Genomic DNA, 23,523 nt, shown 5'->3' on the forward strand with positions numbered 1-23,523 from the left:
GTAGTCACTGACGGAGATTGGCCTATGTCCCTATGCCTGCTCTATCTGATCTGCTCGCCGAAGGTCGAGGACAGCCTGTCGGAGTGGCTGCTGGAGCGCGGCGACCCGCCGGGGTTCACGAGCATGGCCGTGGCCGGGCATGGGTCCTCGGAGCATTCCATGACCCTGGCCGAGCAGGTGGCCGGGCGCAGCCGGCGTGTGCTGTTCCTGCTGGAGCTGAGTGAAGAACGCGCGCACGCGCTGATCGACGACCTGTCCGCGGCCTTCGGCGGCAGCGGCATCCACTACTGGCTGGCGCCCATTCACGCCGCCGGCCGAATCGACTGACGAAACCCATCGGGGACTGACCCCGGGAGCGCATCCATGACGACAATCTGTTATCGAACCGCCGGACCTGCCGCGTTGCTGTCCTGCGTACTGGCACTGGCACTGACGGCGTGCGCAACGCAGCCGGCGTCGCGCACCGAAGCCGACCTCGCCATAGAGACATCCGCCGGGAGCCGCTACGAGGTGCACCGGGTACAGGTGCGACGCGATGCCGGCGCACTCAGCGTGAGCGGCGACATCGAGCACGTGCCGTCAATGCGCATGCTGGCGCCAGGGGCGGTCGAGGTCAGGGTCCTCGGCCCCGACGGCGTCGTGCTCGCCGAGAAAACGACCAAGCCGATGCGGCGAAACCTGCAGTCAAGCGATGCCCATTTCTACGTGCGCCTGCCGGTGGACCCGCCCGCCGGCAGCTCGGTGCAGATCGCGCACCAGAAATAGGGGAAGTACCGCCAATATGGAGCACCCCAAGGTCAGGCTGGTTGTCGCTTCCAGCACGTCGGACTGCAGCCGCAACCGGCCCTCTCCCAGAGGGCGCGCAGGGCTAAGGAGCGCGCCGCGCGCGACTTTCATGGTAATCCCGCGAGCGCAACCCCGGGCACGCCGAGCACGGTCCCGATCCAGAAGGCCAATCTTTCCAGAACGGGACGGCCATGCCCTCCAGGACCGTACGCAGCTCCGCCTCGGTCACGGTCGGTCCTTTGGAGTGGAGAAGATGGCGCCGCGCCCGCCGGCCGCATCTCACCCCGCGAGCGTCTCCATGCGGATGCGCATGATGTGGCCCGCGACCGCGTCCAACTCGCCGATGCGGGTGAGCGCCCGGTCCATGCGCGCCTCGCGCACGCGGTGGGTGAGCATGATGAGCGGCACGTGCGTTTCGCCGGCAGCCGGCTCCTTCTGCTTGATGGCCTCGATGCTGATGCCCTCCTCGCCCAGGATGCCGGCGATGCGGGCCATGACGCCGGGGCGGTCGAGCGCCGTGAGCCTGAGGTAATACGCGGTCTCGACGTCCGCCATGGGCAGCACCGGCGTGTCGGCCAGCTCCGTGGGCTGGAAGGCCAGGTGCGGCACGCGGTTGTGCGGGTCCGTGGTCAGCGCGCGCACCACATCGACGATGTCGGCCACCACCGCGGAGGCCGTCGGCAGTGCCCCGGCACCGGCGCCGTAGTAGAGCGTCGGCCCCACGGCGTCGCCCTTGACCAGCACGGCGTTCATGACGCCGTCGACGTTGGCGATGAGCCGGCGGTGCGGGATCAGCGTCGGATGCACGCGCAGCTCGATGCCGTCGGGCGTGCGCCGTGCTATGCCTAGGTGCTTGATGCGATAGCCGAGCTCGGCGGCGTAGGCGACGTCCTGCGCCTCGATGCGGCTGATGCCCTCGGTGAAGGTGCGCTCGAACTGGAGCGGAATGCCGAAGGCGAGCGAGCCCAGGATAGTCAGCTTGTGCGCGGCGTCGATGCCCTCGACGTCGAAGGTCGGATCGGCCTCGGCGTAACCGAGGGCCTGAGCCTCGGCGAGCACGTCGGCGAAGTCCCGGCCCTTGTCGCGCATTTCGGTCAAGATGAAATTGCCGGTGCCGTTGATGATGCCGGCGATCCACTCGATGTGGTTGGCCGCCAGACCCTCGCGCAGGGCCTTGATGATGGGGATGCCGCCGGCCACTGCGGCCTCGAAGGCCACCACGACGCCTTGCTCCTGCGCCGCGGCGAAGATCTCGTTGCCATGCAGCGCGATGAGCGCCTTGTTGGCGGTCACGACGTGTTTGCCGTTGGCGATGGCACGCAGCACCAGCTCGCGCGCCGGCGAATAGCCGCCGATCAGCTCGACGACGATGGCGACGTCGGGGTCATCAACGACGGCGAAGGCGTCGTCGCCGATGCGCCCGATGCTGTCCAGGCCGCTGATGCGCTCCGGGTCGTACTGGCGGGCGGCGGCGTGGGCGATGCGGATGCCGCGCCCGGCGCGGCGCGCGATCTCGGCGGCGTTGCGGGTCAGCACCGTGACGGTGCCGCCGCCGACGGTGCCGAGGCCCAGGAGTCCGATATTCACCGGTTCCATCGTCTGTCCTCTGTTTGTTCGTGATCGGCGCGATGACTGAGGCTGCGCCCCGGCGCGCTCATGCGGGCTGCGAGTCCGGCACCGCGGGCGCCGGCTGCTCGGCGGCCTGCGCTGCGCGTGCGTCCTCGCGGAACATCTGCTTGATGCCGCGTACGGCCTGACGCGTGCGGTGCTCGTTCTCGATCAGGCTGAAGCGCACGTGGTCGTCACCGTGATCGCCGAAGCCGATGCCGGGCGACACGGCCACCTTCGCGTCCGCGAGCAGCTTGGTCGCGAATTCCAGCGAGATGGACTTGATCTCGCCGGCCGTCTTGCGCACCGCGAGCTCGCTTGCATACGGCTCCGGGATCTTCGCCCAGACGAACATGGTCGCCTTCGGCCGACGCACGCGCCAGCCGGCGTCGTTGAGACCGTCGCACAAGCAGTCGCGGCGTCGCTGGTACATGGCGCGGATGTCCGCGACGCACTGCTGGGAGCCTTCCAGCGCATGGATGGCGGCCACCTGGATGGGCGTGAAGGTGCCGTAGTCCAGATAGCTCTTGATGCGCGCGAGCGCCGCGACCAAGTCCTTGTTGCCGCACATGAAGCCGACGCGCCAGCCGGGCATGTTGTAGCTCTTGGACATGGAGAAGAACTCCACGGCCAGGTCCTTGGCGCCCGGCACCTGCAGGATCGAGGGAGCGGTGTAGCCGTCGAAGACGATGTCCGCGTAGGCGATGTCGTGCACGACCCAGATGCCGTGCTCGCGCGCGATCTCGATGACGCGCTCGAAGAAGTCCAGCTCCACGCAGGTTGTCGTCGGATTGCCCGGGAAGTTCAGCACCAGCATCTTCGGCCGCGGCCAGGAGCTCGCGATGGCGTCCTGCAGCTCCTGGAAGAAATCCACATCCGGCGTCAGGCGCACATGGCGCACGTCGGCGCCGGCGATGATGAAGCCGTAGGGGTGGATCGGATAGGCCGGGTTCGGCACCAGCACCGTGTCACCGGCGCCCATGGTCGCCAGCGCCAGGTGCGCCAGGCCCTCCTTGGAGCCGATGGTGACGATGGCCTCCGTGGCCGGATCCAGCTCGACGCCGTAGCGGGTCGCGTACCAGCGCGCGATGGCGCGGCGCAACCGCGGGATGCCGCGCGAGACCGAATAGCGATGGGTGTCGCGGCGGCCGGAGGCCTCCACGAGCTTATCCACAATGTGCTGCGGCGTCGGCTGGTCCGGGTTGCCCATGCCGAAGTCGATGATATCCTCGCCCCGGGCGCGTGCCGCGGCCTTCAACTCGTTAACGATGTTGAAGACGTAGGGCGGCAGCCGCTCAATGCGGCGGAAGTTCGGCTGGGGGGCGACCACTGTGGACCTCGGCGGTTTCCGCGTAGATAAAGGGCTGAGAGTGTAACCGCAGCAGGGTCGGATTCAAACGTGGTCCCCATCGTCAACGCCGGCCCAATGCACCGTCGCGCCCTACCCGAGCTTTGCCGTTCTTGAGCCAGCCGACAGACAGCGCCTTCGTGAGCAACAGCCAGTGCCCGCAATCCCCGGCCGGTGAGCCCGCGCACCCGGCCGCGGCAGGCTTACGCTACCACCCCTACTATTGCGAGGAGAACGCCTGGTGGCTTTGCGCGGACCCCGCGCTCGGCAAGGGGCCGCACCGGGTGCTGTTCGTGTTGAGCCGGGGCGGCCTCTGCCCGCTCGCGGCGCAGCGTGCGGCACCGCCGGGGCAGTTGTGCTGGTGGGACTACCACGTCGTGGTGCTCGACGGCAGCGACCGGCTCTGGGACCTCGACACGCGCCTCGGCCTGCCGGTGCCGGCGCTGACCTGGCTCGCGGGCACCTTTCCGTTGCTTGAGCGCCTGCCCGCGGACATGCAGCCGCTGTTCCGGGTCGTGCCGGCCGCGGACTATCGGGCACACTTCGCGAGCGACCGCAGCCACATGCGCAGCCCAACCGGCGACTGGCTGCATCCGCCGCCGCCCTGGCCGCCCATCGGCGCGGGCATGCGCCTGCCGGACTACCGCAGCACGGCGCCCGGGGGCCCGGGCGAGCGCCTGGACTGGCGTGCGCTACGGGCGGCGCTCGGCGCCTGAGCCACGCCCCAGCGCCGCCGGCGAGCCGCAGCTCAGCCTTCCAGCGCCGCCCGCACCCGCTCCAGCCGCGCGCGTACCTCGGCCGCCAGGGTCGCGACCTCCGGTTTGTCCACCAGCGACAGCACTGCGCCCGGGTCCATGAACAGCACCGCGGTGCGCCCATCCGCCTCTTGCCGCACCACGACGTTGCACGGCAACAGGAGCCCGATATCAGGCTCCGCCGCGATCGCCCGCTGGGCGAGCGCCGGGTTGCAGGCGCCGAGGATGCGATAGGGCCGCATGCCTGCGTCGAGCTTGCTGTTCAGCGTGCCGGCGACGTCGATGTCGCTCAGCACGCCGAAGCCCTCGGCCTTCAGCGCCTCGGTGACACGGGCGACGCCGTCCTCGAAACCGGTGTCGAGGCCGGTGTCCATAATCGTCGAAAAACCGTACATCTCAATCTCCTCAGGTTGTGGTCTTGCCGGCGCGGCCGCCGCCGGGCCGGCCCCGCGCCAGCTCGAAAGGTCGATCCGCCCGGCGCAATTGCAACGACCGCGAGGTGACAGCCCAACGCGAGCGGTGCAGACTGTCGGGCATGCAGAAGCGACTTTCGACCTTGCTGAGGACCCTGTTCATGACGACCGTGCTCGGCGCCGGCACCGTGAGCGGCGGAGACCCGGACGGGCTCATCGACGACTTTGCCGACGGGCAGTCCCGGCTCGGCACCCCATGGCGGCTGGTCACGGACCAGGTGATGGGCGGCGTGTCCACCGGCCGCATGGCGCGCAGCGAGCAGGACGGCCGCAGCCTGCTCTGCATGACCGGCGACGTGAGCCTCGCGAACAACGGCGGCTTCGTGCAGGTGAACCTGGACCTCGGCACGCCTGCACGGCTCGACGCCAGCACCTACACGGGCATCCGCCTCGTGGTGCGGGGCAACGGCGAGGTCTACAACCTGCACCTCAAGACCGCCGCCACGACCATGCCCTGGCAGTCCTACCGCGCCGAGTTCGTCGCCGACGACACCTGGCGCGAGGTACGACTGCCCTTCGCCGCCTTCACGCCGCACCGGCTGGTGCCGGCGCTGGACGTGACGCGGTTAAAGCGCCTCGGCATCGTCGCCATCGGGCGCGCGATGCAGGCCGAGCTCTGCGTGGATGAGATCGGTTTTTATCGCTGAGCCCGGCTGCGCCGGCTCTCCGCCGGCTCTGCGTCGCGCCTACTTGAGCTGCGACTCGACGTAGTCGATGACCGGCGCAGGGAACGGCACATAGCCCAGTTGCTCCGTCACCGCCTGCCCGGGGCCCATCGCCTCGGCGACGATATCCTTTAGCGTCGTGAGCTTGGCCGGATCCTCGTACTCGTTGCGGAAGGCGAGCCAGGTGACGGCAACCATGGGATAAGCATCATCGCCGGCCGGATCGGCCGCGTTCTCGATGCGCTGGTCCTCGTAGATGGAGCGCAACGCCGCCTCGAAGGCCTCCGTGCCCGGGGCCACCAGCTTGCCGGCGCGGTTCTCCAGCGCCGCCATCTTGAGTCCGGGCAGGAAGCCGAAGGCGTACTGGACATAGCCGATGCTGCCCGGGATGGCCCGCACGCTGGCGGCAACGCCGTCATTGCCGCGCCCGCGCACCAGACCGCCGCGCTCCTTCAGCGCCTTGGGCCAGCTCGGCGACATGGTCGTGCCGACCGCCTCAGCAAAGGCCGGATCGATGGCACCCAGATAGCGGACGAACTTGTAGCTGGTGCCGCCGGTGTCGGCGCGGCCGACGACGGTGATGGGCAGGTCCGGCAGCGCCGCACCCGGGTTGGTGGCGGCGATGGCCGGGTCATTCCAGCGCGCGACGGTGCCGGAGAAGATGCCCGCAAGCGCGCTACGGCTAAGCTTGAGGTCCGACACGCCATCGATGTTATAGATGACCGCGATGCCGCCCGCCGCCATCGGCACCTGGGTAACGCCCCCCGGGATCTGAGCGGCCTCCTCGTCGGTAAACCGCAGGTCCGTCCCGGCGAAATCGATACGGCCCGCGATCAGGTCCTTGACGCCGCCGGCGCTGCCGATGGTCTGGTAGTCTACCTCGACCTGCGGATGCGCCAGGTAGTAGTCGCGGAACCAGCGCAGATACAGCGGGGCGGCAAAGCTCGCGCCGGCGCCGATGAGCTTGAGCGTCTTCGTCTCCGGCTGCTGCCCCGCCGCGGCGGGGGCGGCGAGCACGACCAGGAACAAGGCCATGAGGAGATGGCCCAGGATGGACCTCGGGCGGCGGGTGTGATGCATGGTGGTGTCTAGGCTCCGCAGCGGTGATGGGATGGCACAGGTGGGGGACGGTGCCCCCGGCGACGGGGAACTGCCCCGCCATGGCCGCGGAGTGTATGAGCCGAGCTTGCGCCGCCGCTACCGCTGGAGCGTCATCTAACGGTCGTTTTTTGGTCACATACGCAGCGACACGAGGGCCGAGGGCCGAGGGCCGAGGCGGATATCCTCGGCCCTCGGCCCTGCACCGTGCTACAGCATGCCGAGCTGGAGCTTGGCCTCGTCGGACATCGTGTCCGGGCCCCAGGGCGGGTCCCAGACCAGATCGACGACGACCTCGTTGACGCCGTCGACGGTCTTCACGGCATCCTTGACCATCACCGGCATCAGGCCGGCGACGGGGCAGGCGGGCGCCGTCAGGGTCATGTCGATGGCGATGTTGCCGCTGTCGGCGATGTCGATCTTGTAGATGAGCCCCAGATCGTAGATGTTCACTGGGATCTCGGGGTCGTGCACCTTGCGCAGCGCCGCAATGATCGGCTCCCGCAAGGCCTCGCCCGTGGGCGCGACAGGCTCGGCCACGGCGCAGTCCGCGCCGCCGCCCACCAGCGTGTGGTCGCGGTCCACGCCCTCTTTGTCACCGGCGCCGAAGCCGGCGAAACGCGCAAGTCTGTTCATCACATCACCACCGTTACAACCCCGGGCGCGCCGGCCCGGGCTGGCTTTGGTTCAGGTCCGCTGTTCGGGTCTCGACTCAGAGCGGCGCGGCTTCCAACCGCCGACCCACGGCATCCGCCACGTGCTCGACAATCGCCGCGCTGCCCAAGGCATCAATGATCTCGCCGGCGAAGCCCAGGCACAGCATGCGCCGCGCGAGGCCCTCGGCAATGCCGCGGGAGCGCAGGTAAAACAGCATCTCGGGCTCGATCTGCCCGACGGTTGTGCCGTGGCTGCACTTCACGTCGTCCGCGTAGATCTCGAGCTGCGGCTTGGTGTCCACCTCGGCGCTCGGCGCCAGCAGCAGGTTGCGGTTCGACAGCTCGGCGTCGCTCTGCTGCGCGTCCTTGGCGACATAGACCAAGCCATCGAACACGGCCTTACCCTTGCCGTAGACGATGCCCTTAAAGTTCTCGCGGCTCGTGCAACGCGGCAGCTCGTGGCGGACATCGAGGTGATAGTCGATGAGCTGCTGATCGCCCGCCAGGTACAGGCCCTTGAGGTCGCACTCCGCACGCTCGCCGCCGAAGCGCATGACGAGGTCGGTACGCGACCAGCGCCCGCCCATGCCGATGTTGATGCCGTCGTAGCGGCTGTTGGCGCCCTGACGGAGGTACACCCCGGAAACGTGGAAGGCGCTCGGACTCTCGATCTGGATGCGCCGATGCCTCAGCACGGCGTCACGGCCGAGGTCCAGCTCGAGCAGCACGTTGTTGCAATAGAGCGCGTCGCCCAGGCTCAGGTAGCGTTCGATCAGGGTCACCTGCGCAGCATCGCCGAGGGCTACGACGTGACGCGGCTGCGCGACGCGCGGCTCGTCGAGCCCCACGGACAGGTTGAGCAGCTCGATGGGCTTCTCGACCTGCACGCCACGCGCGGCCAGCAGCACCAGGCCATCGTCGAAGCCCGCGGTGTTCAGTGCGGTCAAGACATGGGCGCCGTCGCCGGCGACCGCCGTCAGGACCTCGCGTAGGGCGTCGGGGTCCTCGGCCAGGGTTGCGCGCAGGCCGCCGATGCGTAGGCCCGCCGGCAGCCCTTCGAGCACGGAGAGCTGCGGCGCGAAGCGGCCGTTGACGAAGACGACGCGGTGGGCATCGAGACCGGGCAGCAGCACGTCCTCGATGTCGTCCGGCAGGAGTGCGGTGAGCGGCTCGTCCACCGGCGTGAAGCCCTGCTCCAGCAGCGCTCGCAGCCCGGTATAGCGCCAGTCCTCGGATTTGTTCGTCGGCACACTTGCGCTCGCGACCCGTGCGGCGGCGGCGCTGCGGGCGGTGGTGAGCCAGTCCGGCTCCCCGGCCGGCACCGCCGCCGGCAGCCACGCGGCGAAGGGGCCGGGGGCGCCGGCCGCGGGCACCGCGGCGGGTGCGGTTTTCAGTGCCGGCGCGCTCATGCCGCGGCCTCGTCGACGATCCAGCCGTAACCTTTCTCTTCCAGCTCCAGCGCCAGCTCCTTGCCGCCGGAGCGGATGATGCGGCCCTTCGCGAGCACGTGCACCACGTCGGGCTCGATGTAGTCGAGCAGGCGCTGGTAGTGCGTGACGACGATCATCGAGCGCTCGGGGCTGCGCAGCGCGTTGACGCCGTTGGCGACGACCCGCAGCGCATCGATGTCGAGCCCGGAGTCAGTCTCATCGAGAATCGCGAGCCCAGGCTCCAGCAGCGCCATCTGGAAGATCTCGTTGCGCTTCTTCTCACCGCCCGAAAACCCGACGTTCACCTGGCGCTTCAGCAGCGAATCATCCAGATGCAGCACCTTGAGCCTGTCCTTGATGAGCCGCAGGAAAGACACGGCGTCGAGCTCTTCTTCGCCGTGGTAGCGGCGCTTGGCATTGAGCGCGGCCTTGAGGAAATAGGTGTTATTGACGCCCGGCAGCTCGACCGGGTATTGGAAGGCCAGGAACAGGCCGAGACAGGCGCGTTCCTCGGGGTCGAGCGCCAGCAGGTCTTTGCCCTGGAAGCTGACGTTGCCGCCGGTGACCTCGTAGCCCTCGCGACCCGCGAGCACATGCGCAAGCGTGCTCTTGCCGGAGCCGTTCGGCCCCATGATGGCGTGCACCTCGCCGGCGCCCACCTCCAGATCGAGACCCCGCAGGATCTCCTTGTCGTCGACCTTGGCCGTCAGGCCTTGAACAGACAGCATGTTTGACTCCGTCGGCTTACTGCACCGCACCGCACCAGACCCATGAGCAGCCTGTGACCGGTCCGATGTGGCTTGCATGTTGTGTTGGGCCGCCCCCGAGGGCGCGGCGCGATTCTCGTCTTAAGGCGAACGACAGCGGTCAGCCGACGGCGCCCTCGAGGCTGATGCTCAGCAGCTTCTGCGCCTCCACCGCGAACTCCATCGGCAGCTCGTTGAAGACCTCCTTGCAGAAGCCGTTGACGATCATGGACACGGCGTCCTCCTCCGACAGCCCGCGGGAGCGGCAGTAGAAGAGCTGATCGTCGCTGATCTTCGACGTGGTGGCCTCGTGCTCCATCTGCGCGCTCGGGTTCTTCACCTCGATGTACGGGAAGGTGTTGGCCGCGCACTTGTCGCCGATCAGCAAGCTGTCGCACTGGGTATGGTTGCGCGCGCCCTCGGCCTTGGCCGCGATGCGCACTAACCCACGGTAGGACTGCATGCCGTGCTGCGCCGAGATGCCCTTGCTGACGATGGTGGAGCGGGTGTTCTTGCCCAGATGGATCATCTTGGTGCCCGTGTCCGCCTGCTGCCGGCCCTTGGTGACGGCCACCGAGTAGAACTCGCCCACCGAGTTGTCGCCGCGCAGGATGCAGCTCGGGTACTTCCAGGTGATGGCCGAACCAGTTTCCACCTGGGTCCAACTAATCTTGGAGTTGACGCCGCGGCAGTCGCCGCGCTTGGTGACGAAGTTGTAGATGCCGCCGCGGCCCTCCGCGTCGCCGGGGTACCAGTTCTGCACCGTGGAGTACTTGATCTCGGCGTTGTCCATGGCGATCAGCTCCACCACCGCCGCGTGCAACTGGTTCTCGTCGCGCTGCGGCGCCGTGCAGCCCTCCAAGTAGCTGACGTAGCTGCCCTCGTCGGCGACGATCAGCGTGCGCTCGAACTGCCCCGTGTTGGCGGTGTTGATGCGAAAGTAGGTACTGAGCTCCATCGGGCAGCGGGTGTTCTTCGGGATGTAGACGAAGGTCCCGTCCGTGAACACCGCGGCGTTGAGTCCGGCATAGAAGTTGTCGGTGGGGGGCACGACGCTGCCGAGATGCTGCTGGATCAGTTCCGGATACTCGTGCACCGCCTCCGAGATGGAGCAGAAGATCACGCCCGCCTCGGCAAGCGCCGAGCGGAAGGTCGTCGCCACCGAAACGCTGTCGAACACGGCATCCACGGCCACGCCGGCCAGCGCCTTTTGCTCCTCCAGCGGGATGCCGAGCTTCTCGTAGGTCTCGAGCAGGATGGGGTCCACCTCGTCCAGACTCTTCAGCTCCTTCTTCTTCGGGGCGGAGAAGTACGAGATGGCCTGGTAGTCGATGGGCGGATAGTGCACGGCGGCCCACTTGGGCGTCGGCATGTCGAGCCACTTGCGGTAGGCCGCGAGCCGCCAGTCGAGCATCCACTGCGGCTCGCCCTTGCGCTGGGAGATGGCCGCGATGACGGACTCATCAAGCCCGGGCGGCAGGGTGTCGGACTCGATCTCGGTGACGAAGCCGTGCTCGTACTCGGCCTGCACCAGGTGGCCGTACTCCGCTTCCGCCTCGGCCGTCTTCTGCGAGGGACCGCGCTGCTCGGCCTTGCCGGGGAGGACTTCTTCTAGCGTTGCTGCACTCATGGCTCGCTCCGATTTCTGAGTAGATTGCTTGGTTATAGTATTGTGCCGCGGCGCGGAATCAAGGCGCTGATCGCAAGGAAACTTCCGGCAGCCGCGGATTTCCGGTCTGAGCACCGCCGCGCGCGGCCTTGGTGTCGCGCAAAGGTCACTGCGCCAACGATGGCTTTCAAGGGTGTCGCCGACTCCGCGAACGCGCGGCATGGCGCTGGGACTCCGTCCCGCGCCGGCCGCGTCGCTCGGCAGTTGTTCACGTGACCGTCATTATCGCAGCGATGGGCGCAGATGCCATCGGCAGAGGGGCGAGGGCTAAGGGGCAAAGGGCCGAGGGCCGAGGGCCGAGGGCCGAGGAGGGCTCCCTTGGCCCTCGGCCCCCTAGCGTGCTCGCTATCGCCATCGAAATCGTACCGAGAGGCGACCGATCCCGATGCCGATCCCTACCCCGACGCACCTGGCCAGTCCAACGGCGCGGCGGCGGGCGGTCGCGGTCGGCTCAGCTCTGCGGCGCAGCGCAGTCCGTCAGCGTGGCGCGGATAGTGCGAAGCAGCGCATCCGCGCCCGTGGTCTTGTCGACGTAAGCACGCGCGCCCGCACCGAGCATGGCGGCGGCACGGTCGGCCTCCTGGTACATCGAGAGGCCGATGACGCACACATCCGGCCAGTGCCGGCGGATGTGTCGCGTCGCCTCGATGCCGTCCATGTGCGGCATCGAATAGTCCATCAGCACCAGTCGGGGCCGCAGTTGCGCCACCATGTCGAGCGCCTGGCGGCCATCGCCGGCCTCGCCGACGATGACGAGACCGGGCTCATCGGCAAGCAGGGCCCGCAGGCCCTGGCGCATCATCACGTGGTCGTCCACGAGCAGCACCGTGATGGCGCCGCCCGCTACGCCCTCGGCGCCCGGCACGGCGCAGACCGCGCCCGGGGCCGTGGCGACGAGATCAGGCGCGGGCTCGGACTCCTGCGGTGCGGCGTCGAGCGGCGTCGTCAGGGTCACCAGCGTGCCGCCGTCCGCGCAACACTCGATGCGGCAGGCGCCGCCGAGACAGCGCAGCCGCTCGCGCATGGCGAGCAGCCCGAGCCCGGTCCCCGCATGCTCGCCGGTGTCGATGCCGGCGGGATCGAAGCCGGCGCCATGATCGCGAATCTCGATGCACAGGTGACCGTCCAGGCACCGCGCCATGCGCACCTGCGCCGAGTCGCAGTCGGTGTGCTTGACGATGTTGAAGAGCGCCTCGCGCACGGATTCGAACAGCACGCGCCGCACGTCCTCCCGCTGCGGCTCCACGTCCGCATCCAACCACAACGCAACGGCGAGGCCGTGGCGCGCCTCCATCTGGCGCGCCAGCCATTCCAGCGCGGAGCCGAGGCCGCCCTCGTGCAGGATGGGCGGGCTCAGGTCAGCCACCAGCGTGCGCGCCGCCTCCACCGACTGGTTGAGCAGATCCTTGACGCCGGCGAGCGTATCGGCGGCGCCGTCCGGGGCGTCGGGTCCGGCGAGCCGCCGCATGAGGCGATCGACGCCGAACACGGCGCCGACCAGGAGCTGCTGCAGGTGGTCGTGCAGCAGCTTCGCCAGGCGCTCGCGCTCGCGCTGCTCGGCGAGCGTCAACTGGGACGCGAGCCGGCTCAGTTGGCCGGCGTATTGCTGCAGCGCGTCGTGGGAGCGCCGCAAGGCCTCCTCGGCCTGCTTGCGCTCCGTGACATCGAAGCTGGCACCGAGCATGCCCGCATAGTCGCCGTCCGCGCCGAGCACAGGCTGCCCATGCGACTCGATCCAGCGCCAGCTCCCGTCGGCATGGCGCGCGCGGCACTGCGCCTGGGTCGCAAGCCGCGCCGCAATGCCGGCCGCGAAGGTCGCGAGGTAGGCGTCCCGGTCGTCGGGGTGCAGGAAATCGATGAAGCCCCGGCCGAGCAGCCGCTCCTCCGACACGCCGAACCAGCCGCACGCGATCTTGTTGATCATGGTGCAGGCCTGGTCGGGGTCGTAGGTCCAGACCATGAGCGGCAGTTGGTGGGCCATGAGCCGGAAGCGCCGCTCGCTCTCGCGGAGCGCCTGCGCCGCCGCGCGCTCGGCTTGGAGGCGCTTGCGCTCGGTCACGTCCTCGTACACCACCAGCGCGCCGAGGTCGCCGACCGCGAGCGGCGCAGCGCTGACGCTGAGCCAGCGCCGGGTGCCGTCCGCCGCCACCAGCGCCATTTCCTGATCGCGGACGACGACGCGCTCGCGGCAGGCGCGCACCGAAGCATATTCCGCGGGCGGCAGCGGCGAGCCGTCGGGCCGCTCCAGGCGCCATTCCGGTCCGTCGATGAAGCGCCCGCCGTGCGTGGACGCCGGGATGCCGAGCATGCGCTCGGAGGCGGGGTTGGCCTCGACGATGGCACCGTCGCGATCACAGACTGTGATGCCGAGCGGAAAATTCCGGAACAGCGCCTCGTACTTTGCCGGCGCAAGCTCGGCGCCGTCGCGCGGGCGCTCGTCGCGCATCTCGGCGGCATCGGGCGCGTGCGAAATCGGTTCAGGAAACGGTTGCTCTTGCGTCACGGGCCCTGTCCAAGTGCTTGGGGGTGGTGTGCCGCACGGCGGTCCGGCGCGAACGGAGGAACGCGATTCCCGTTTTGGTCTTTCGACCCTTTTTGGTCTTTCGACCCTTGGAACCAGTCGGTTATCGTGGCCGAATACCGGCATTGCGCCAAGTCCGCTCGGGTGACCCATCAGCCGGATCATCAGCACCGCCAACCGCGCGCTCGCGGCAACATCGGCACCGGGTGCCGGCATGCGCCTGTGCGCGGGCGGCCTCATCCGCCATAATCCGGGCCTTGCGGCGGCGCGCCGCCAATGCGACTTAAAGTCAGGTGCGCAACGGCCGCAGAGCCGCGGGCGGGCGCTCCGGCCCGGTCTCGACGATTCCGCTCACGTCCCACTGCCGCAATGCCGAACGCCGAAGCACGCACCACGCCCCTGCCGCCGCCCGCCGCCAACCGCCCGGCCGCGGCCGTGGAGGACGCGGCAACGAGCCAACTGTCGGTGCGCGACGTCAGCGTCGCCTACGGCGACACGCCCGTCGTGCAGGACATCTCCTTCGAGCTCGCGCCCGGCAATATCGGCTGCCTGCTCGGCCCGAGCGGCTGCGGCAAGACCACGCTGCTGCGCGCCATAGCGGGGTTCGAGCCGGTGAGCCGGGGCGAGATTCGGCTGCACGGCGAGCTGGTCGCGCGCCCCGGCCTCACCAGGCCGCCGGAGCAGCGCCAGATCGGCATGGTGTTCCAGGACTTTGCGCTCTTCCCGCACCTGACGGTGGCGAAGAACATCGCCTTCGGCCTGCGCGGCCAGAGCGCGGATGCCCAGCGCGCCAGGGTCGCGGAGCTGCTCGCGCTCATCGGCCTCGCCGGCGCGGCGCGGCAGTATCCGCACGAGCTCTCCGGCGGCATGCAGCAGCGCGTCGCGCTCGCGCGGGCCATGGCGCCGCGCCCGCGCATCCTACTGCTCGACGAGCCCTTCTCCAGCATGGACACCGAGCTGCGTGAGCAGCTCGCGCGCGAGGTCCGGCACCTGCTGAAGCGCGAGGGGGTCACGGCCATCCTGGTCACGCATGATCAGTTCGAGGCCTTTGCGATGGCGGACCTGATCGGCGTCATCGGCGATGGGCGCGTGCATCAGTGGGGCACCGGGTTCAGTCTTTATCACGAGCCCGCGAACCGGTTCGTTGCGGACTTCGTCGGCCAGGGAGCGCTGCTGCCGGCGACGGTGCAGGATACCCATCAGGTCAAGACCGAGCTCGGCCGCATCACCGGCGCAGCACCGCACGGCCTGCCGCCGGGCAGCGTCGCCGAGGTGCTGATCCGCCCGGACGACCTGGTCTACGACGATTCCAGCCCGCGCAAGGCCACCATCGCTGAGCGCGCGTTTCGCGGCGCCGAGTTCCTTTACACGCTGCGCCTCGGCAGCGGTGCCGAGGTCCTGTGCCTGGTGCCGAGCCATCACCGCCACGCCATCGGCGAGGAGATCGGCGTGCAGCTCCAGGCGGAGCATCTCGTGGTGTTTCCGTTGCTGGACAACGCTTGAGCAGACCGCCACAGGAACCTCCCCGCCGCACTGTCCCTGAGCGGCGAGCGCTTAACGGCCACGGGGGTCCGTACGCGAGGGTCCCGCCTAACTACGCGGCGAGCGGACGGATGCGGCCGATCACTTGACTCGATCTTCTTACAACACTATTGTTGTATCCATGATTCCTGCTCTCGTCCCTTTGCCCGGCTCCCCCTGGACCGTTCTGCCCCCAGGGGCTCACGCGGCGACCCTTGAGAATGTGGCCGCGACGTTTGCGACGAATCTCTGGCGGCGAGAACTGTTCGGTGGTCTCGTCTTAGCCTCTGGCAAGTTGCGATTGGCCGGATGTCCGGCGATTTATCTCGACGGCAGCTACGTGACCGGCAAACCGAGACCCGGCGATTTCGATGCATGTTGGGACCCGTCGGGAGTCGATCCATCCAAGCTTGATCCCGTGTTCCTGGAATTCGGGAACGGCCGAGCGGCTCAGAAAGCCGCATTCAAGGGGGAGTTTTTTCCGTCCTCGATGGTGTGCTCGGATGTTGGGCGGGCATTTGTCGATTTTTTTCAACTGGATCGTTTTACAGGTAAACAGAAAGGGATCGTTCTGATTTCGCTTTCGGCAGATCCTCTTCTTTTGGGGAAGGTACAGCCATGATCTACAGCGGCAAACAATACAATATCTCAACCGCACAACTGGCCAAGCTCCAGGACGCACTGTCCGCTGCGAAGGCTAGCGCCCCGGATCAGGCATGGCTCAAAAAGGCGGAGATCGATGGCCTCATGAGTCAGATCGCCGAAATCGAGGCCGAGCTTGCCGAGTACAATCTGCTCAAATCCGGGCAGGTCTCATTCTCCAAGACCTATTCTCTTGAGGAATTGCCGCGCGTCCTGGTGCAGGCCCGGGTTGCCTCCGGCATGAGCCAGACGGACCTTGCGGAAAAACTCGGCATGAAGCCGCAACAGGTGCAACGTTACGAGGCGACCGACTACATGGGCGCGAGCCTTGGACGATTGATCGAGATTTCGAAGGCGCTAGGCGTAAAGGCTTCGGAAAGTTTCGAAGGACCCAGGCGATCTACAGGATCGATCTTCGCGTGGGGCAACGCCGACGATATCGTTTGGGGTCAGTTCCCCTACAAGGAGATGATCAAGCGTAAGTGGCTTGATCTGCCGCGCGGCGCAAATCCCATCGAGTGCGTCAAGGATTACTTCCAGCGCGCCGCTGGGCCGCAATTTGCGACGGCACTTCATCGCAAGAAAATGCGCAGCGGAAACGTGCCGAACGAATACTCCCTTCTCGCGTGGCAGGCGCGAATTCTGGAGCGCGCGCGCGGTAAAGTCAAAGCCGGTGAGGTTGGCGTCTTCGACTTGAATGATCGGTGGGTGCCAGAGCTTGTGCGTCTGACGAAATGGGATGACGGGCCTCAACGCGCACGGGATCTGTTGGCCACGAAAGGCATCGTTCTCATAGTCGAACGTCACCTTCCAGGATCTTATCTCGACGGGGCCGCGATGCTCGCCGATGGCGATACGCCTGTTGTTGGCCTTACGCTGCGCTACGACCGACTAGATAATTTCTGGTTCGTGCTGATGCACGAACTTGGTCATGTCTTCCTGCATCTCTTTGACGGTCTCCGCTTCGATTTCTTCGACGAGGAAAGCGGCAATGACGGTGACGCGATCGAGGCGGAAGCGGATAAATTTGCGCTCGGCGCTCTGATACCCGAAGAACTGTGGGATCAGTGCCTCTCGCGTTTCGCCCTCTCGGAAGAGGCAGTGAAGATCGATGCGGACGCGATCGGCATCGATCCCAGTATCGTCGCAGGCCGGATCAGAAAGGAGCGCGGCAACTACAGCATTCTGAACGATCTGGTTGGTCAGGGTCAGGTGCGCTCCCAGTTTGAGGAGGCGAGCGATGATCTTGACTAAGGACATGTATGTACCGGCGCTGCGGTGGCGGCAGGGGGAGTATCAGGCGCTTGCCGGCCTTGCAGCCGCCGCTAAGGACCGCATCGCGCCCTACGTTATCATCCCGGAAGTCGAATTCGATTTCGAATTGCGGCAACTGAAGAAGTCCGTACATGAGCACGTTCATCCCTTTTCCGCCCGTTTCAATCGCAAGTGGGGGCAACGACCCGCGTGGGTCGGCGTGCACCCCCGTATTGCCGGCGAGCCGATGGGAGACGGTCGCGACGTCCTCACATACGTGTTCGAAGCCCTGCGCGCATTCCAGGCGAATGCGATACCCGCCGTTCCTCTTGACGCATCCACGTCCATGGCCGCATCCGTCGCGGCGATCGCTTCGACCGATGGCCTTGGATCGGCAATTGCGATCCGGTTGGAGGATCTGATGAAGCCGGATGCGCGCACGCGCATTGAGGCCTTGGTAACGTCGCTCGGTCTATCGCTCACCGAGGTCGATCTCGTTATCGACCTCGGCGCGCCGAATTTCGAGCCCTACGTTGCTTTCGCTGGCCTGCTGATTGCGGCCGTGCAAAGGCTTGGTGACCTGCACAACTTTCGCAATTTCGTCGTGATTGGCACGGCAATCCCGAAAACATTCAAGGACGTTGCCAAGGGTGTCGACCAACTCCCACGCCATGACTGGCTCTTCTATAAAGCACTGCTCGGCAAGATGCCTGCTAGAATGCGGAAACCCAATTACGGAGACCACACCATCGTTCATCCAGAATTTGCGCCGGTGGACATGCGGAAAATCAAGTCGGCCGGAAAGCTCGTTTACACGACAGCATCAGAATGGGAAGTGCGCAAGGGTGGGGCGTTCCGCGACGATCCCGGTCAGATGCACGATCACTGCGCATCAATCGTGGCGTCGGGCAAATTCAGGGAAGCCGGGTTTTCCAGTGGCGATGACTACATTGCCAAGTGCGCGGCGCGGACGGCGAAGCCCAGCAATCAGACGCGATGGAAGACGGTGGCGATCAACCACCACATCACATATGTGCTGGACGATCTCTCCACGTCTGGCGCTGCACCATGAACGTGCGGATCGAAGCCGTTATTTCGCGCAACGTCATGGTCTCGCACAGCATTTGGTAGAGCTGCTTTCTCGGCCGGCGAAGTTCCTTCTGCGCGTAACCGGCTTGGCCCAGCAACTCGATGACCTCTTCACGCCAAAGCAGATGCGCCATCATGACTGGATCGATCTCGGGATTGGGGGCGGCATTGCGCAACATCTGAAAGCGGATGCCCCCTCTTGGTCCCTGCTCAGCCGCGATCACGCCACACCATTCGGGCGCATGGCTCATTATGCCCACGAGATGCTTTGGCGCGACAACGATCGTGAGCTTCTGCAGCGTCTGGCGATAGATTTCAATCTGGGTTGCGAACCTGTCTAGGGTGTCCTTGGCGCTCTTGATTTCATAGCCGTGAATGCAGCCATTAATGACGGCCACGTCGATGCGGCTCCTCGCGTGCGCGAGACCAAGTTCATCGATCACGAGCGTACCCGGTTGCGCCTTGAAACGCCGCAGACGCTGCGCATGCAGCGCGATGCGGATATCCGAATCTCTTGTAACGACGTATGTGCGCATGATCACTGCTGTTTCCGTGCCCTGGCTTGATTGCTTGCTTGATAGAGTGGACACCAGTTTATAAAGTGGACGCTATCGCTGGGCATCTAACCGTCGCGCAGAGTGGGACCAGACGGGGCACAGAAGGGGCCAACCAGGCGCAACACCGGACACCGCTCTACGAAGTGTCCGGGCGGGGCTGCTGCTGTTTCGCAAGCACTTGATAACACGTGTTTGGCACGATAACAGGTCGCTCAGAGCGGTCCGCCCCTCAGACGCGAATCCACGCCCACAGGCAAGCGACGGCGCGAGATCCAATTGGTTAAGCGGCAGAGCGCAGTTGCCGTGGTTAGCAACTATGATTCTCGGCATGCATTTACGAGGTTTCCCGCACCTCGGCACGCACCGCCGGTTCTCCGACCCACGTCGAAGCCAAGTCGCCCCCAGGCCAGGCAGCCTATCGCCCTGTCGTTTCCGGCGCAATGCGCGAAGTGCCGAAGGACCCCGACGGGCCCGGCGACCGGCGCGAACTGCGAGGGCCCGGCGATGACAGGCGGTATCGACTTCGGCTTCCGCGGCAAAGCAGTGCGTGTTGACCTGTTGACCGCCCGCGCCAGCGCCATCGGCCGCGCCGCCGACGGAAACCGCGGACAGACCTAACGTTTGACGGCGCCAAATGCATGCAAATGAGTCAAGTTTCGATGACGCATCAACGCGGCCAGGCGCGTCGGGATCGGGATCGGGATCGGGTTCGGTTGCACGGCTTGTCGGTCTGAGGCGAAGCCACCCTAGACCACCATTTCGCAGGGGAGCCCGTAGACAGTGGGAGCAAGGATCGCTTTGTCCTTCATAACGCTGAGCTGGGAGAATGTAGCTACCTCCTCGACGCCGGCGGCGCGAATCCGGGATGTGGACAATTTTTCGGTGCCGTGTACTCAGCCATCTACAAGGCAATGACCGTCCCATGCCGACACCAATGAGCCATGCCGGCAGGATGCCGGCACCGCGTGAAGATAAACATCACCGCGCAACCCCGGGAGGCAGCATGCCCATCCACGACCCCGTTGTTCTGTCACTGAGCCGCGAGCGCTTCGGGGCCACCTACCGACTGCGCGCCGACAGCGCCGCCGACGCCATGGCCCGCGCGCGCGAGATCTGCCTGGAGCAGACCGTCGAATTCCCGGACGCGCTGCTGCCCAATGCGCGGATCCGCGACGGCATCGTCGGCACCGTGGCGGAGCTGGCGCCCGCAGGCGACGGCGCCTGGGACGCGACCATCCGCTACCCGGTGGAGGCCGCCGGCGGCGAGCTGACCCAGCTCCTGAACGTGCTGTTCGGCAATATCAGCCTGCAAGCCGGCGTGCGGCTGCTGGACTTCGAGCTGCCGGCCTCGCTGCTGCGGCCGTTCCACGGCCCGCGCTTCGGCATCGCCGGGCTGCGCAAGCGCCTCGGCGTGCACGACCGGCCGCTGCTGTGCACCGCGCTGAAGCCCATGGGGCTCTCGCCGGCGGCGCTCGCGGAGCTGGCGTATGGGCTGGCCCTCGGCGGCATCGACCTGATCAAGGACGACCACGGCCTCGCCGATCAGCCCTTCTGTCCCTTCGAAGAACGCGTCGCACGCTGCGCGGAGGCCGTAGCGCGCGCCAATCGCGAGACCGGCGAGCGCTGCCTGTACCTGCCCAATGTCACGGCCCCGGCGGATCGGATCCAGCAGCGGGCACGGCGGGCGCGGGAGCTGGGCGCGGGGGGGCTCCTGTTTTGCCCTGGCCTGGCCGGCCTCGATGCCCTGCGCGCGCTCGCCGACGACCCGGCGCTGGACCTGCCCATCCTCGGCCATCCGGCCTTCATCGGCGGGCTCGCGGTGGGCCCGGACGCGGGGCTGTCGCATCGGGTGCTGTACGGGCGCCTGCACCGGCTGGCCGGGGCGGACGCGGCGATCTTTCCCCACAGCGGCGGGCGCTTCGCGTACAGCGAGGCCGAGTGCCGCGACATCGTCACCGGCTGCACCGACGCGATGGGCAAGCTGGCACCGATCTTCCCGGTGCCCGCGGGCGGCATGCGGCTCGCACGCGTCGCGGAGCTGCGGGCGTTCTACGGCGTGGACGTGATGCTGCTGATCGGCGGCGATCTGCATGCGCTGGAGCCGGGCGAGGATCTCGTGCGCCGTTGTCGGCGCTTCCGGGCTTTGGCGGCGGACGTGGCCGACCCACGCTAAGCCGAAACCTCCTCGGCGAACCAGCCGCGCTGCTGCCACGGATGACCGCTCCAGCGCAGCCGCCCCAGCGCCGTACCGCACAACGCGACGCCGCCGGCGCCGGCGAGCTGTCCGTCCACCAGCACCAGCGGCACGTAGGGCCGCAGCCAAGCCGGCACGCCGGCCTGCTGGTACAGCGCCTTCAGCGTCGCGGACGGGCGAGCCTGGCGCGCGCAACGCAGGCCGGGCAACCCGAAGCCGACGCTGACCTGGCGCTGCCCGGCGGCGGCGAGCGCCCAACTCAGCTCACCGAGCCCAGCGGGCAGCACCAGCACCGGCGCGGCACCAACCTCCAGCATCGTCGGCGGCGCTGGCGGCAGCGGCGCGAGGGCGTAGATGTGTCTGCGATGCCGGCGCACCTCGCAGCCGCTCCAGGCGACGAGCGGCTGGCGATCGGGCGCCACGGGCAGAAGCTCGTCGGCAATGCGCTGCAACCGATCCGCAGGCGGCGGCAGAAACCCCTGCCGCGCGAGCCAGCGGCGCAGCACCAGCCGCCGGCGGGCGGCATCGAGGTCCAGGAGCCCGGCCGCGGGCAGGCCGCCCGCCGCATCGGCGCCGAGCCCCGCGAGCAGCTCGTCCGCGAAGCCATCGAGCAGCGCCGCCGCCTCGGCACAGTGGGAGGCCGTGCGCGCCGCGGTGCGGTCCAGCGCCGGCCAGCGCGCCTTGATCGACGGGATGATCAGGCTGCGCAGCCGATTGCGGTCGCGCACCGGGTCCTGGTTGCTCGGGTCATCGATCCAGCACAGCCCGTGCTCTGCGGCGTACTCGACGAGCGCCGCCCGGGGCAGGTCCAGCAACGGGCGCAGCAGCCGGCCGGCACCGAGCGCGGCGCTGTGCGGCATCGCCGCGAGCCCGTGCACGCCGGCCCCGCGCAGCAGCGCGAGCAGCAGCGTCTCGGCCTGATCATCGCGGTGATGGGCGCTGGCGATGCAATCGCCGGGTGACAGCAGCGCGCGGAAGGCGGCGTAGCGGGCGTCGCGGGCGACGGCCTCCAGGCTCTCGCCCGGGGCCGGCGCGAGGCGCAGATGTCGCACGTCGAGCGCCACGCCGAGCGCGGCGCACATCTGCTCGCAGTGCGCGACCCAGGCATCCGCCGCGGTCTGCAGACCATGGTGGATATGCACGGCCCGCAGCTCGGCACCAAGCGCCCGGCCCAAGCCGGCCGCGGCGTGCAGCAGCACATGGGAGTCGAGGCCACCGCTGTAGGCGATCCAGAGCCGGCCGCCGCGGGCCGGCGCCAGGGCGGCCGCGAGCCGCGCGGGGTCAAGTCGATCCGCGGCCCGCATCAGGTGGGCGCGCGGGCGCGGCTAGTCCTTGACGCGCCCGTAGCTCCGCAGCCGGTCATAGCGGGCGGCGATGAGCTGGTCCAAGGACATCGACTCCAGCTCCGCCAAGGCCTCGATGAGCGTGCCGCGCAGCGAGCCGGCCATCTGGTCCACGTCCCGGTGCGCACCGCCCAGGGGCTCTGGCACCACGGCATCGACGAGATCAAGATCGTAGAGCCGCGACGAGGTAATGGCCATCGCCTCGGCGGCGAGCTGGGCCTTTTCGGCGCTCTTCCAGAGGATCGACGCGCAGCCCTCGGGCGAGATCACCGAGTAAGTGCTGTACTGGAGCATGATGAGCCGGTCGCCGACGCCGATGGCCAGGGCGCCGCCGGAGCCGCCCTCGCCGGTGACAGTGCAGACGATGGGCACCCGCAGCGACGCCATCACCTGCAGGTTGCGCGCGATGGCCTCGCTCTGGCCGCGCTCCTCGGCGCCGACGCCGGGATAGGCACCCGGCGTGTCGATGAAGGTGAAGATCGGCAGCCCGAAGCGCTCGGCGAGGTACATCAGCCGCAGGGCCTTGCGATAGCCCTCCGGACGCGGCATGCCGAAGTTGCGCTGGATCTTCTCCTTGGTGTCCCGACCCTTCTGGTGGCCGATGATGACCACCGCACGCCCGTCCAGTCGCGCGAGCCCGCCGACGATGGCGTAATCATCGGCAAAGGCACGATCGCCGTGCAGCTCCTGGAAGCCGTCGAAGATGCGCCGGGCGTAATCGAGAAAGTAAGGTCGGAGCGGATGCCGGGAAAGCTGCGAGATCTGCCAAGGCGAGAGTCCCGCGAAGATCTGCTCGGTGAGCGCCCGACTCTTCTGCTGGAGATGCTCGATCTCCTCGGCGATGTTGATCTCGTTATCGTCGCCGACATGCCGCAATTCCTCGATCTTGGCCTCGAGCTCTGCGACGGGCTGTTCAAAGGGTAGGAAGTTCAGGTCCATAGCCGTGGAATTCTACCCCGAGTGGATTCCACGGTGACAGCAGGGTTTGCCAATGCATCAGTCCTTTTTCTCATCGCTGTCGACGATGCGCACCTGCTCGCGCCGGGCGCCGGGGACGGAGCCGCCCTCGCTGCTGCGGAAGAGCCAGATGGCAACGGCGATCATGAGGATGAACGCGATGGCGAGGATCAGGTTGGTGACGAACATGACGGACTCCGGCGCGGAAGTG

The 23,523-nt window shown here is 67.5% G+C and carries 22 protein-coding genes; 9 read left to right on the forward strand and 13 right to left on the reverse strand.

The window, feature by feature from the left end; genetic code table 11:
- Window positions 1–24 precede the first annotated feature (24 nt).
- Both ML01_RS00650 and ML01_RS00655 read left to right on the forward strand, forming a co-directional pair.
- A complete protein-coding gene (locus ML01_RS00650; protein ID WP_058553454.1) occupies window positions 25–327 on the forward strand; it encodes a DUF3240 family protein in 303 nt (100 codons plus the stop codon).
- Between the two features lie 36 nt (window positions 328–363).
- Entirely contained in the window at window positions 364–765 is a 402-nt protein-coding gene (locus ML01_RS00655) for a hypothetical protein (protein ID WP_156427480.1), read from the forward strand.
- Window positions 766–1,065: 300 nt separating this feature from the next.
- Here the strand turns inward: ML01_RS00655 and ML01_RS00660 are convergent, their stop codons facing one another.
- Window positions 1,066–2,382, reverse strand: a complete 1,317-nt coding sequence (locus ML01_RS00660; protein WP_058553456.1) for a homoserine dehydrogenase — start codon at window positions 2,380–2,382, stop codon at window positions 1,066–1,068.
- 58 nt (window positions 2,383–2,440) lie between these two features.
- A complete protein-coding gene (gene alaC, locus ML01_RS00665) occupies window positions 2,441–3,724 on the reverse strand; it encodes an alanine transaminase (protein ID WP_058553457.1) in 1,284 nt (427 codons plus the stop codon).
- Window positions 3,725–3,855: 131 nt separating this feature from the next.
- Between alaC and ML01_RS00670 the strand changes: the two genes are divergently transcribed.
- Window positions 3,856–4,458, forward strand: coding sequence for a hypothetical protein (locus tag ML01_RS00670; protein ID WP_162267934.1), 603 nt, complete (start codon window positions 3,856–3,858; stop codon window positions 4,456–4,458).
- A gap of 32 nt (window positions 4,459–4,490) precedes the next feature.
- Here the strand turns inward: ML01_RS00670 and ML01_RS00675 are convergent, their stop codons facing one another.
- Window positions 4,491–4,892, reverse strand: coding sequence for a DUF302 domain-containing protein (locus tag ML01_RS00675; protein ID WP_058553459.1), 402 nt, complete (start codon window positions 4,890–4,892; stop codon window positions 4,491–4,493).
- 179 nt (window positions 4,893–5,071) lie between these two features.
- On the opposite strand from ML01_RS00675, the gene ML01_RS00680 reads away from it, so the two are divergent.
- On the forward strand, window positions 5,072–5,617 hold the full coding sequence (locus tag ML01_RS00680; protein ID WP_058553590.1) for a CIA30 family protein: 546 nt from the start codon (window positions 5,072–5,074) through the stop codon (window positions 5,615–5,617).
- A gap of 39 nt (window positions 5,618–5,656) precedes the next feature.
- On the opposite strand, the gene pstS is transcribed toward ML01_RS00680, so the two are convergent.
- From pstS to ML01_RS00710, 6 genes are all read right to left on the reverse strand, one after another.
- On the reverse strand, window positions 5,657–6,715 hold the full coding sequence (gene pstS / locus ML01_RS00685; protein WP_058553460.1) for a phosphate ABC transporter substrate-binding protein PstS: 1,059 nt from the start codon (window positions 6,713–6,715) through the stop codon (window positions 5,657–5,659).
- Window positions 6,716–6,943: 228 nt separating this feature from the next.
- Entirely contained in the window at window positions 6,944–7,369 is a 426-nt protein-coding gene (locus tag ML01_RS00690) for an SUF system Fe-S cluster assembly protein (RefSeq protein ID WP_058553461.1), read from the reverse strand.
- 76 nt (window positions 7,370–7,445) lie between these two features.
- Window positions 7,446–8,798, reverse strand: coding sequence for a Fe-S cluster assembly protein SufD (gene sufD, locus ML01_RS00695; protein WP_082673806.1), 1,353 nt, complete (start codon window positions 8,796–8,798; stop codon window positions 7,446–7,448).
- The gene (gene sufC / locus ML01_RS00700) at window positions 8,795–9,547 is read right to left on the reverse strand and encodes a Fe-S cluster assembly ATPase SufC (RefSeq protein WP_058553462.1); all 753 of its coding nucleotides are present in this window, start codon (window positions 9,545–9,547) and stop codon (window positions 8,795–8,797) included. Before sufC ends, sufD begins: the two co-directional genes overlap by 4 nt.
- A gap of 139 nt (window positions 9,548–9,686) precedes the next feature.
- Window positions 9,687–11,195, reverse strand: a complete 1,509-nt coding sequence (sufB, locus tag ML01_RS00705) for a Fe-S cluster assembly protein SufB (protein ID WP_082673807.1) — start codon at window positions 11,193–11,195, stop codon at window positions 9,687–9,689.
- A 490-nt stretch (window positions 11,196–11,685) separates the two neighbouring features.
- Complete coding sequence (locus ML01_RS00710) at window positions 11,686–13,737, reverse strand: PAS domain S-box protein (RefSeq protein ID WP_162267935.1); 2,052 nt, start codon at window positions 13,735–13,737, stop codon at window positions 11,686–11,688.
- 417 nt (window positions 13,738–14,154) lie between these two features.
- On the opposite strand from ML01_RS00710, the gene ML01_RS00715 reads away from it, so the two are divergent.
- From ML01_RS00715 to ML01_RS00725, 4 genes are all read left to right on the forward strand, one after another.
- On the forward strand, window positions 14,155–15,258 hold the full coding sequence (locus ML01_RS00715) for an ABC transporter ATP-binding protein (protein WP_371258168.1): 1,104 nt from the start codon (window positions 14,155–14,157) through the stop codon (window positions 15,256–15,258).
- 160 nt (window positions 15,259–15,418) lie between these two features.
- The gene (locus ML01_RS26715; RefSeq protein ID WP_082673810.1) at window positions 15,419–15,898 is read left to right on the forward strand and encodes a hypothetical protein; all 480 of its coding nucleotides are present in this window, start codon (window positions 15,419–15,421) and stop codon (window positions 15,896–15,898) included.
- The gene (locus ML01_RS00720) at window positions 15,895–17,172 is read left to right on the forward strand and encodes an XRE family transcriptional regulator (protein ID WP_058553464.1); all 1,278 of its coding nucleotides are present in this window, start codon (window positions 15,895–15,897) and stop codon (window positions 17,170–17,172) included. The genes ML01_RS26715 and ML01_RS00720 overlap by 4 nt, the downstream gene beginning before the upstream one ends.
- Window positions 17,159–18,244 carry a beta family protein gene (locus tag ML01_RS00725; RefSeq protein WP_082673811.1) on the forward strand — a complete coding sequence of 362 codons (1,086 nt, stop codon included), beginning with the start codon at window positions 17,159–17,161 and terminating at the stop codon, window positions 18,242–18,244. The genes ML01_RS00720 and ML01_RS00725 overlap by 14 nt, the downstream gene beginning before the upstream one ends.
- On the opposite strand, the gene ML01_RS00730 is transcribed toward ML01_RS00725, so the two are convergent.
- Complete coding sequence (locus ML01_RS00730; protein ID WP_058553595.1) at window positions 18,198–18,797, reverse strand: sce7726 family protein; 600 nt, start codon at window positions 18,795–18,797, stop codon at window positions 18,198–18,200. The two genes, ML01_RS00725 and ML01_RS00730, sit on opposite strands and share 47 nt — an antisense overlap.
- 1,024 nt (window positions 18,798–19,821) lie before the next feature.
- Here ML01_RS00730 and ML01_RS00735 point away from each other — a divergent pair.
- Entirely contained in the window at window positions 19,822–20,991 is a 1,170-nt protein-coding gene (locus ML01_RS00735; RefSeq protein ID WP_058553465.1) for a RuBisCO large subunit C-terminal-like domain-containing protein, read from the forward strand.
- Here the strand turns inward: ML01_RS00735 and tilS are convergent.
- The 3 genes from tilS to ML01_RS28260 are packed head-to-tail and all read right to left on the reverse strand — an operon-like array spanning window position 20,988 to window position 23,501.
- Window positions 20,988–22,316: a tRNA lysidine(34) synthetase TilS gene (gene tilS, locus ML01_RS00740; RefSeq protein WP_058553466.1), complete on the reverse strand. Its 1,329-nt coding sequence runs from the start codon at window positions 22,314–22,316 to the stop codon at window positions 20,988–20,990. The genes ML01_RS00735 and tilS overlap by 4 nt on opposite strands.
- Window positions 22,317–22,337: 21 nt before the next feature.
- Complete coding sequence (locus tag ML01_RS00745; RefSeq protein WP_058553467.1) at window positions 22,338–23,294, reverse strand: acetyl-CoA carboxylase carboxyltransferase subunit alpha; 957 nt, start codon at window positions 23,292–23,294, stop codon at window positions 22,338–22,340.
- 57 nt (window positions 23,295–23,351) lie between these two features.
- Complete coding sequence (locus tag ML01_RS28260; RefSeq protein ID WP_156427481.1) at window positions 23,352–23,501, reverse strand: hypothetical protein; 150 nt, start codon at window positions 23,499–23,501, stop codon at window positions 23,352–23,354.
- Between the last annotated feature and the right edge of the window lie 22 nt (window positions 23,502–23,523).

Origin of the sequence: Thiohalocapsa sp. ML1, assembly GCF_001469165.1 — a bacterium.
GTDB lineage: Bacteria > Pseudomonadota > Gammaproteobacteria > Chromatiales > Chromatiaceae > Thiohalocapsa.

Bases quoted from the DNA above. Each gene is read 5' to 3' on its own strand.
- ML01_RS00650 (WP_058553454.1), top strand. From the start codon at position 25: ATGTCCCTATGCCTGCTCTATCTGATCTGCTCGCCGAAGGTCGAGGAC.
- ML01_RS00655 (WP_156427480.1), top strand. From the start codon at position 364: ATGACGACAATCTGTTATCGAACCGCCGGACCTGCCGCGTTGCTGTCC.
- ML01_RS00660 (WP_058553456.1), bottom strand. From the start codon at position 2,382: ATGGAACCGGTGAATATCGGACTCCTGGGCCTCGGCACCGTCGGCGGC.
- ML01_RS00675 (WP_058553459.1), bottom strand. From the start codon at position 4,892: ATGTACGGTTTTTCGACGATTATGGACACCGGCCTCGACACCGGTTTC.
- ML01_RS00680 (WP_058553590.1), top strand. From the start codon at position 5,072: ATGACGACCGTGCTCGGCGCCGGCACCGTGAGCGGCGGAGACCCGGAC.
- pstS (WP_058553460.1), bottom strand. From the start codon at position 6,715: ATGCATCACACCCGCCGCCCGAGGTCCATCCTGGGCCATCTCCTCATG.
- ML01_RS00690 (WP_058553461.1), bottom strand. From the start codon at position 7,369: ATGAACAGACTTGCGCGTTTCGCCGGCTTCGGCGCCGGTGACAAAGAG.
- sufD (WP_082673806.1), bottom strand. From the start codon at position 8,798: ATGAGCGCGCCGGCACTGAAAACCGCACCCGCCGCGGTGCCCGCGGCC.
- sufC (WP_058553462.1), bottom strand. From the start codon at position 9,547: ATGCTGTCTGTTCAAGGCCTGACGGCCAAGGTCGACGACAAGGAGATC.
- sufB (WP_082673807.1), bottom strand. From the start codon at position 11,195: ATGAGTGCAGCAACGCTAGAAGAAGTCCTCCCCGGCAAGGCCGAGCAG.
- ML01_RS26715 (WP_082673810.1), top strand. From the start codon at position 15,419: ATGATTCCTGCTCTCGTCCCTTTGCCCGGCTCCCCCTGGACCGTTCTG.
- ML01_RS00720 (WP_058553464.1), top strand. From the start codon at position 15,895: ATGATCTACAGCGGCAAACAATACAATATCTCAACCGCACAACTGGCC.
- ML01_RS00725 (WP_082673811.1), top strand. From the start codon at position 17,159: ATGATCTTGACTAAGGACATGTATGTACCGGCGCTGCGGTGGCGGCAG.
- ML01_RS00730 (WP_058553595.1), bottom strand. From the start codon at position 18,797: ATGCGCACATACGTCGTTACAAGAGATTCGGATATCCGCATCGCGCTG.
- ML01_RS00735 (WP_058553465.1), top strand. From the start codon at position 19,822: ATGCCCATCCACGACCCCGTTGTTCTGTCACTGAGCCGCGAGCGCTTC.
- tilS (WP_058553466.1), bottom strand. From the start codon at position 22,316: ATGCGGGCCGCGGATCGACTTGACCCCGCGCGGCTCGCGGCCGCCCTG.
- ML01_RS00745 (WP_058553467.1), bottom strand. From the start codon at position 23,294: ATGGACCTGAACTTCCTACCCTTTGAACAGCCCGTCGCAGAGCTCGAG.
- ML01_RS28260 (WP_156427481.1), bottom strand. From the start codon at position 23,501: ATGTTCGTCACCAACCTGATCCTCGCCATCGCGTTCATCCTCATGATC.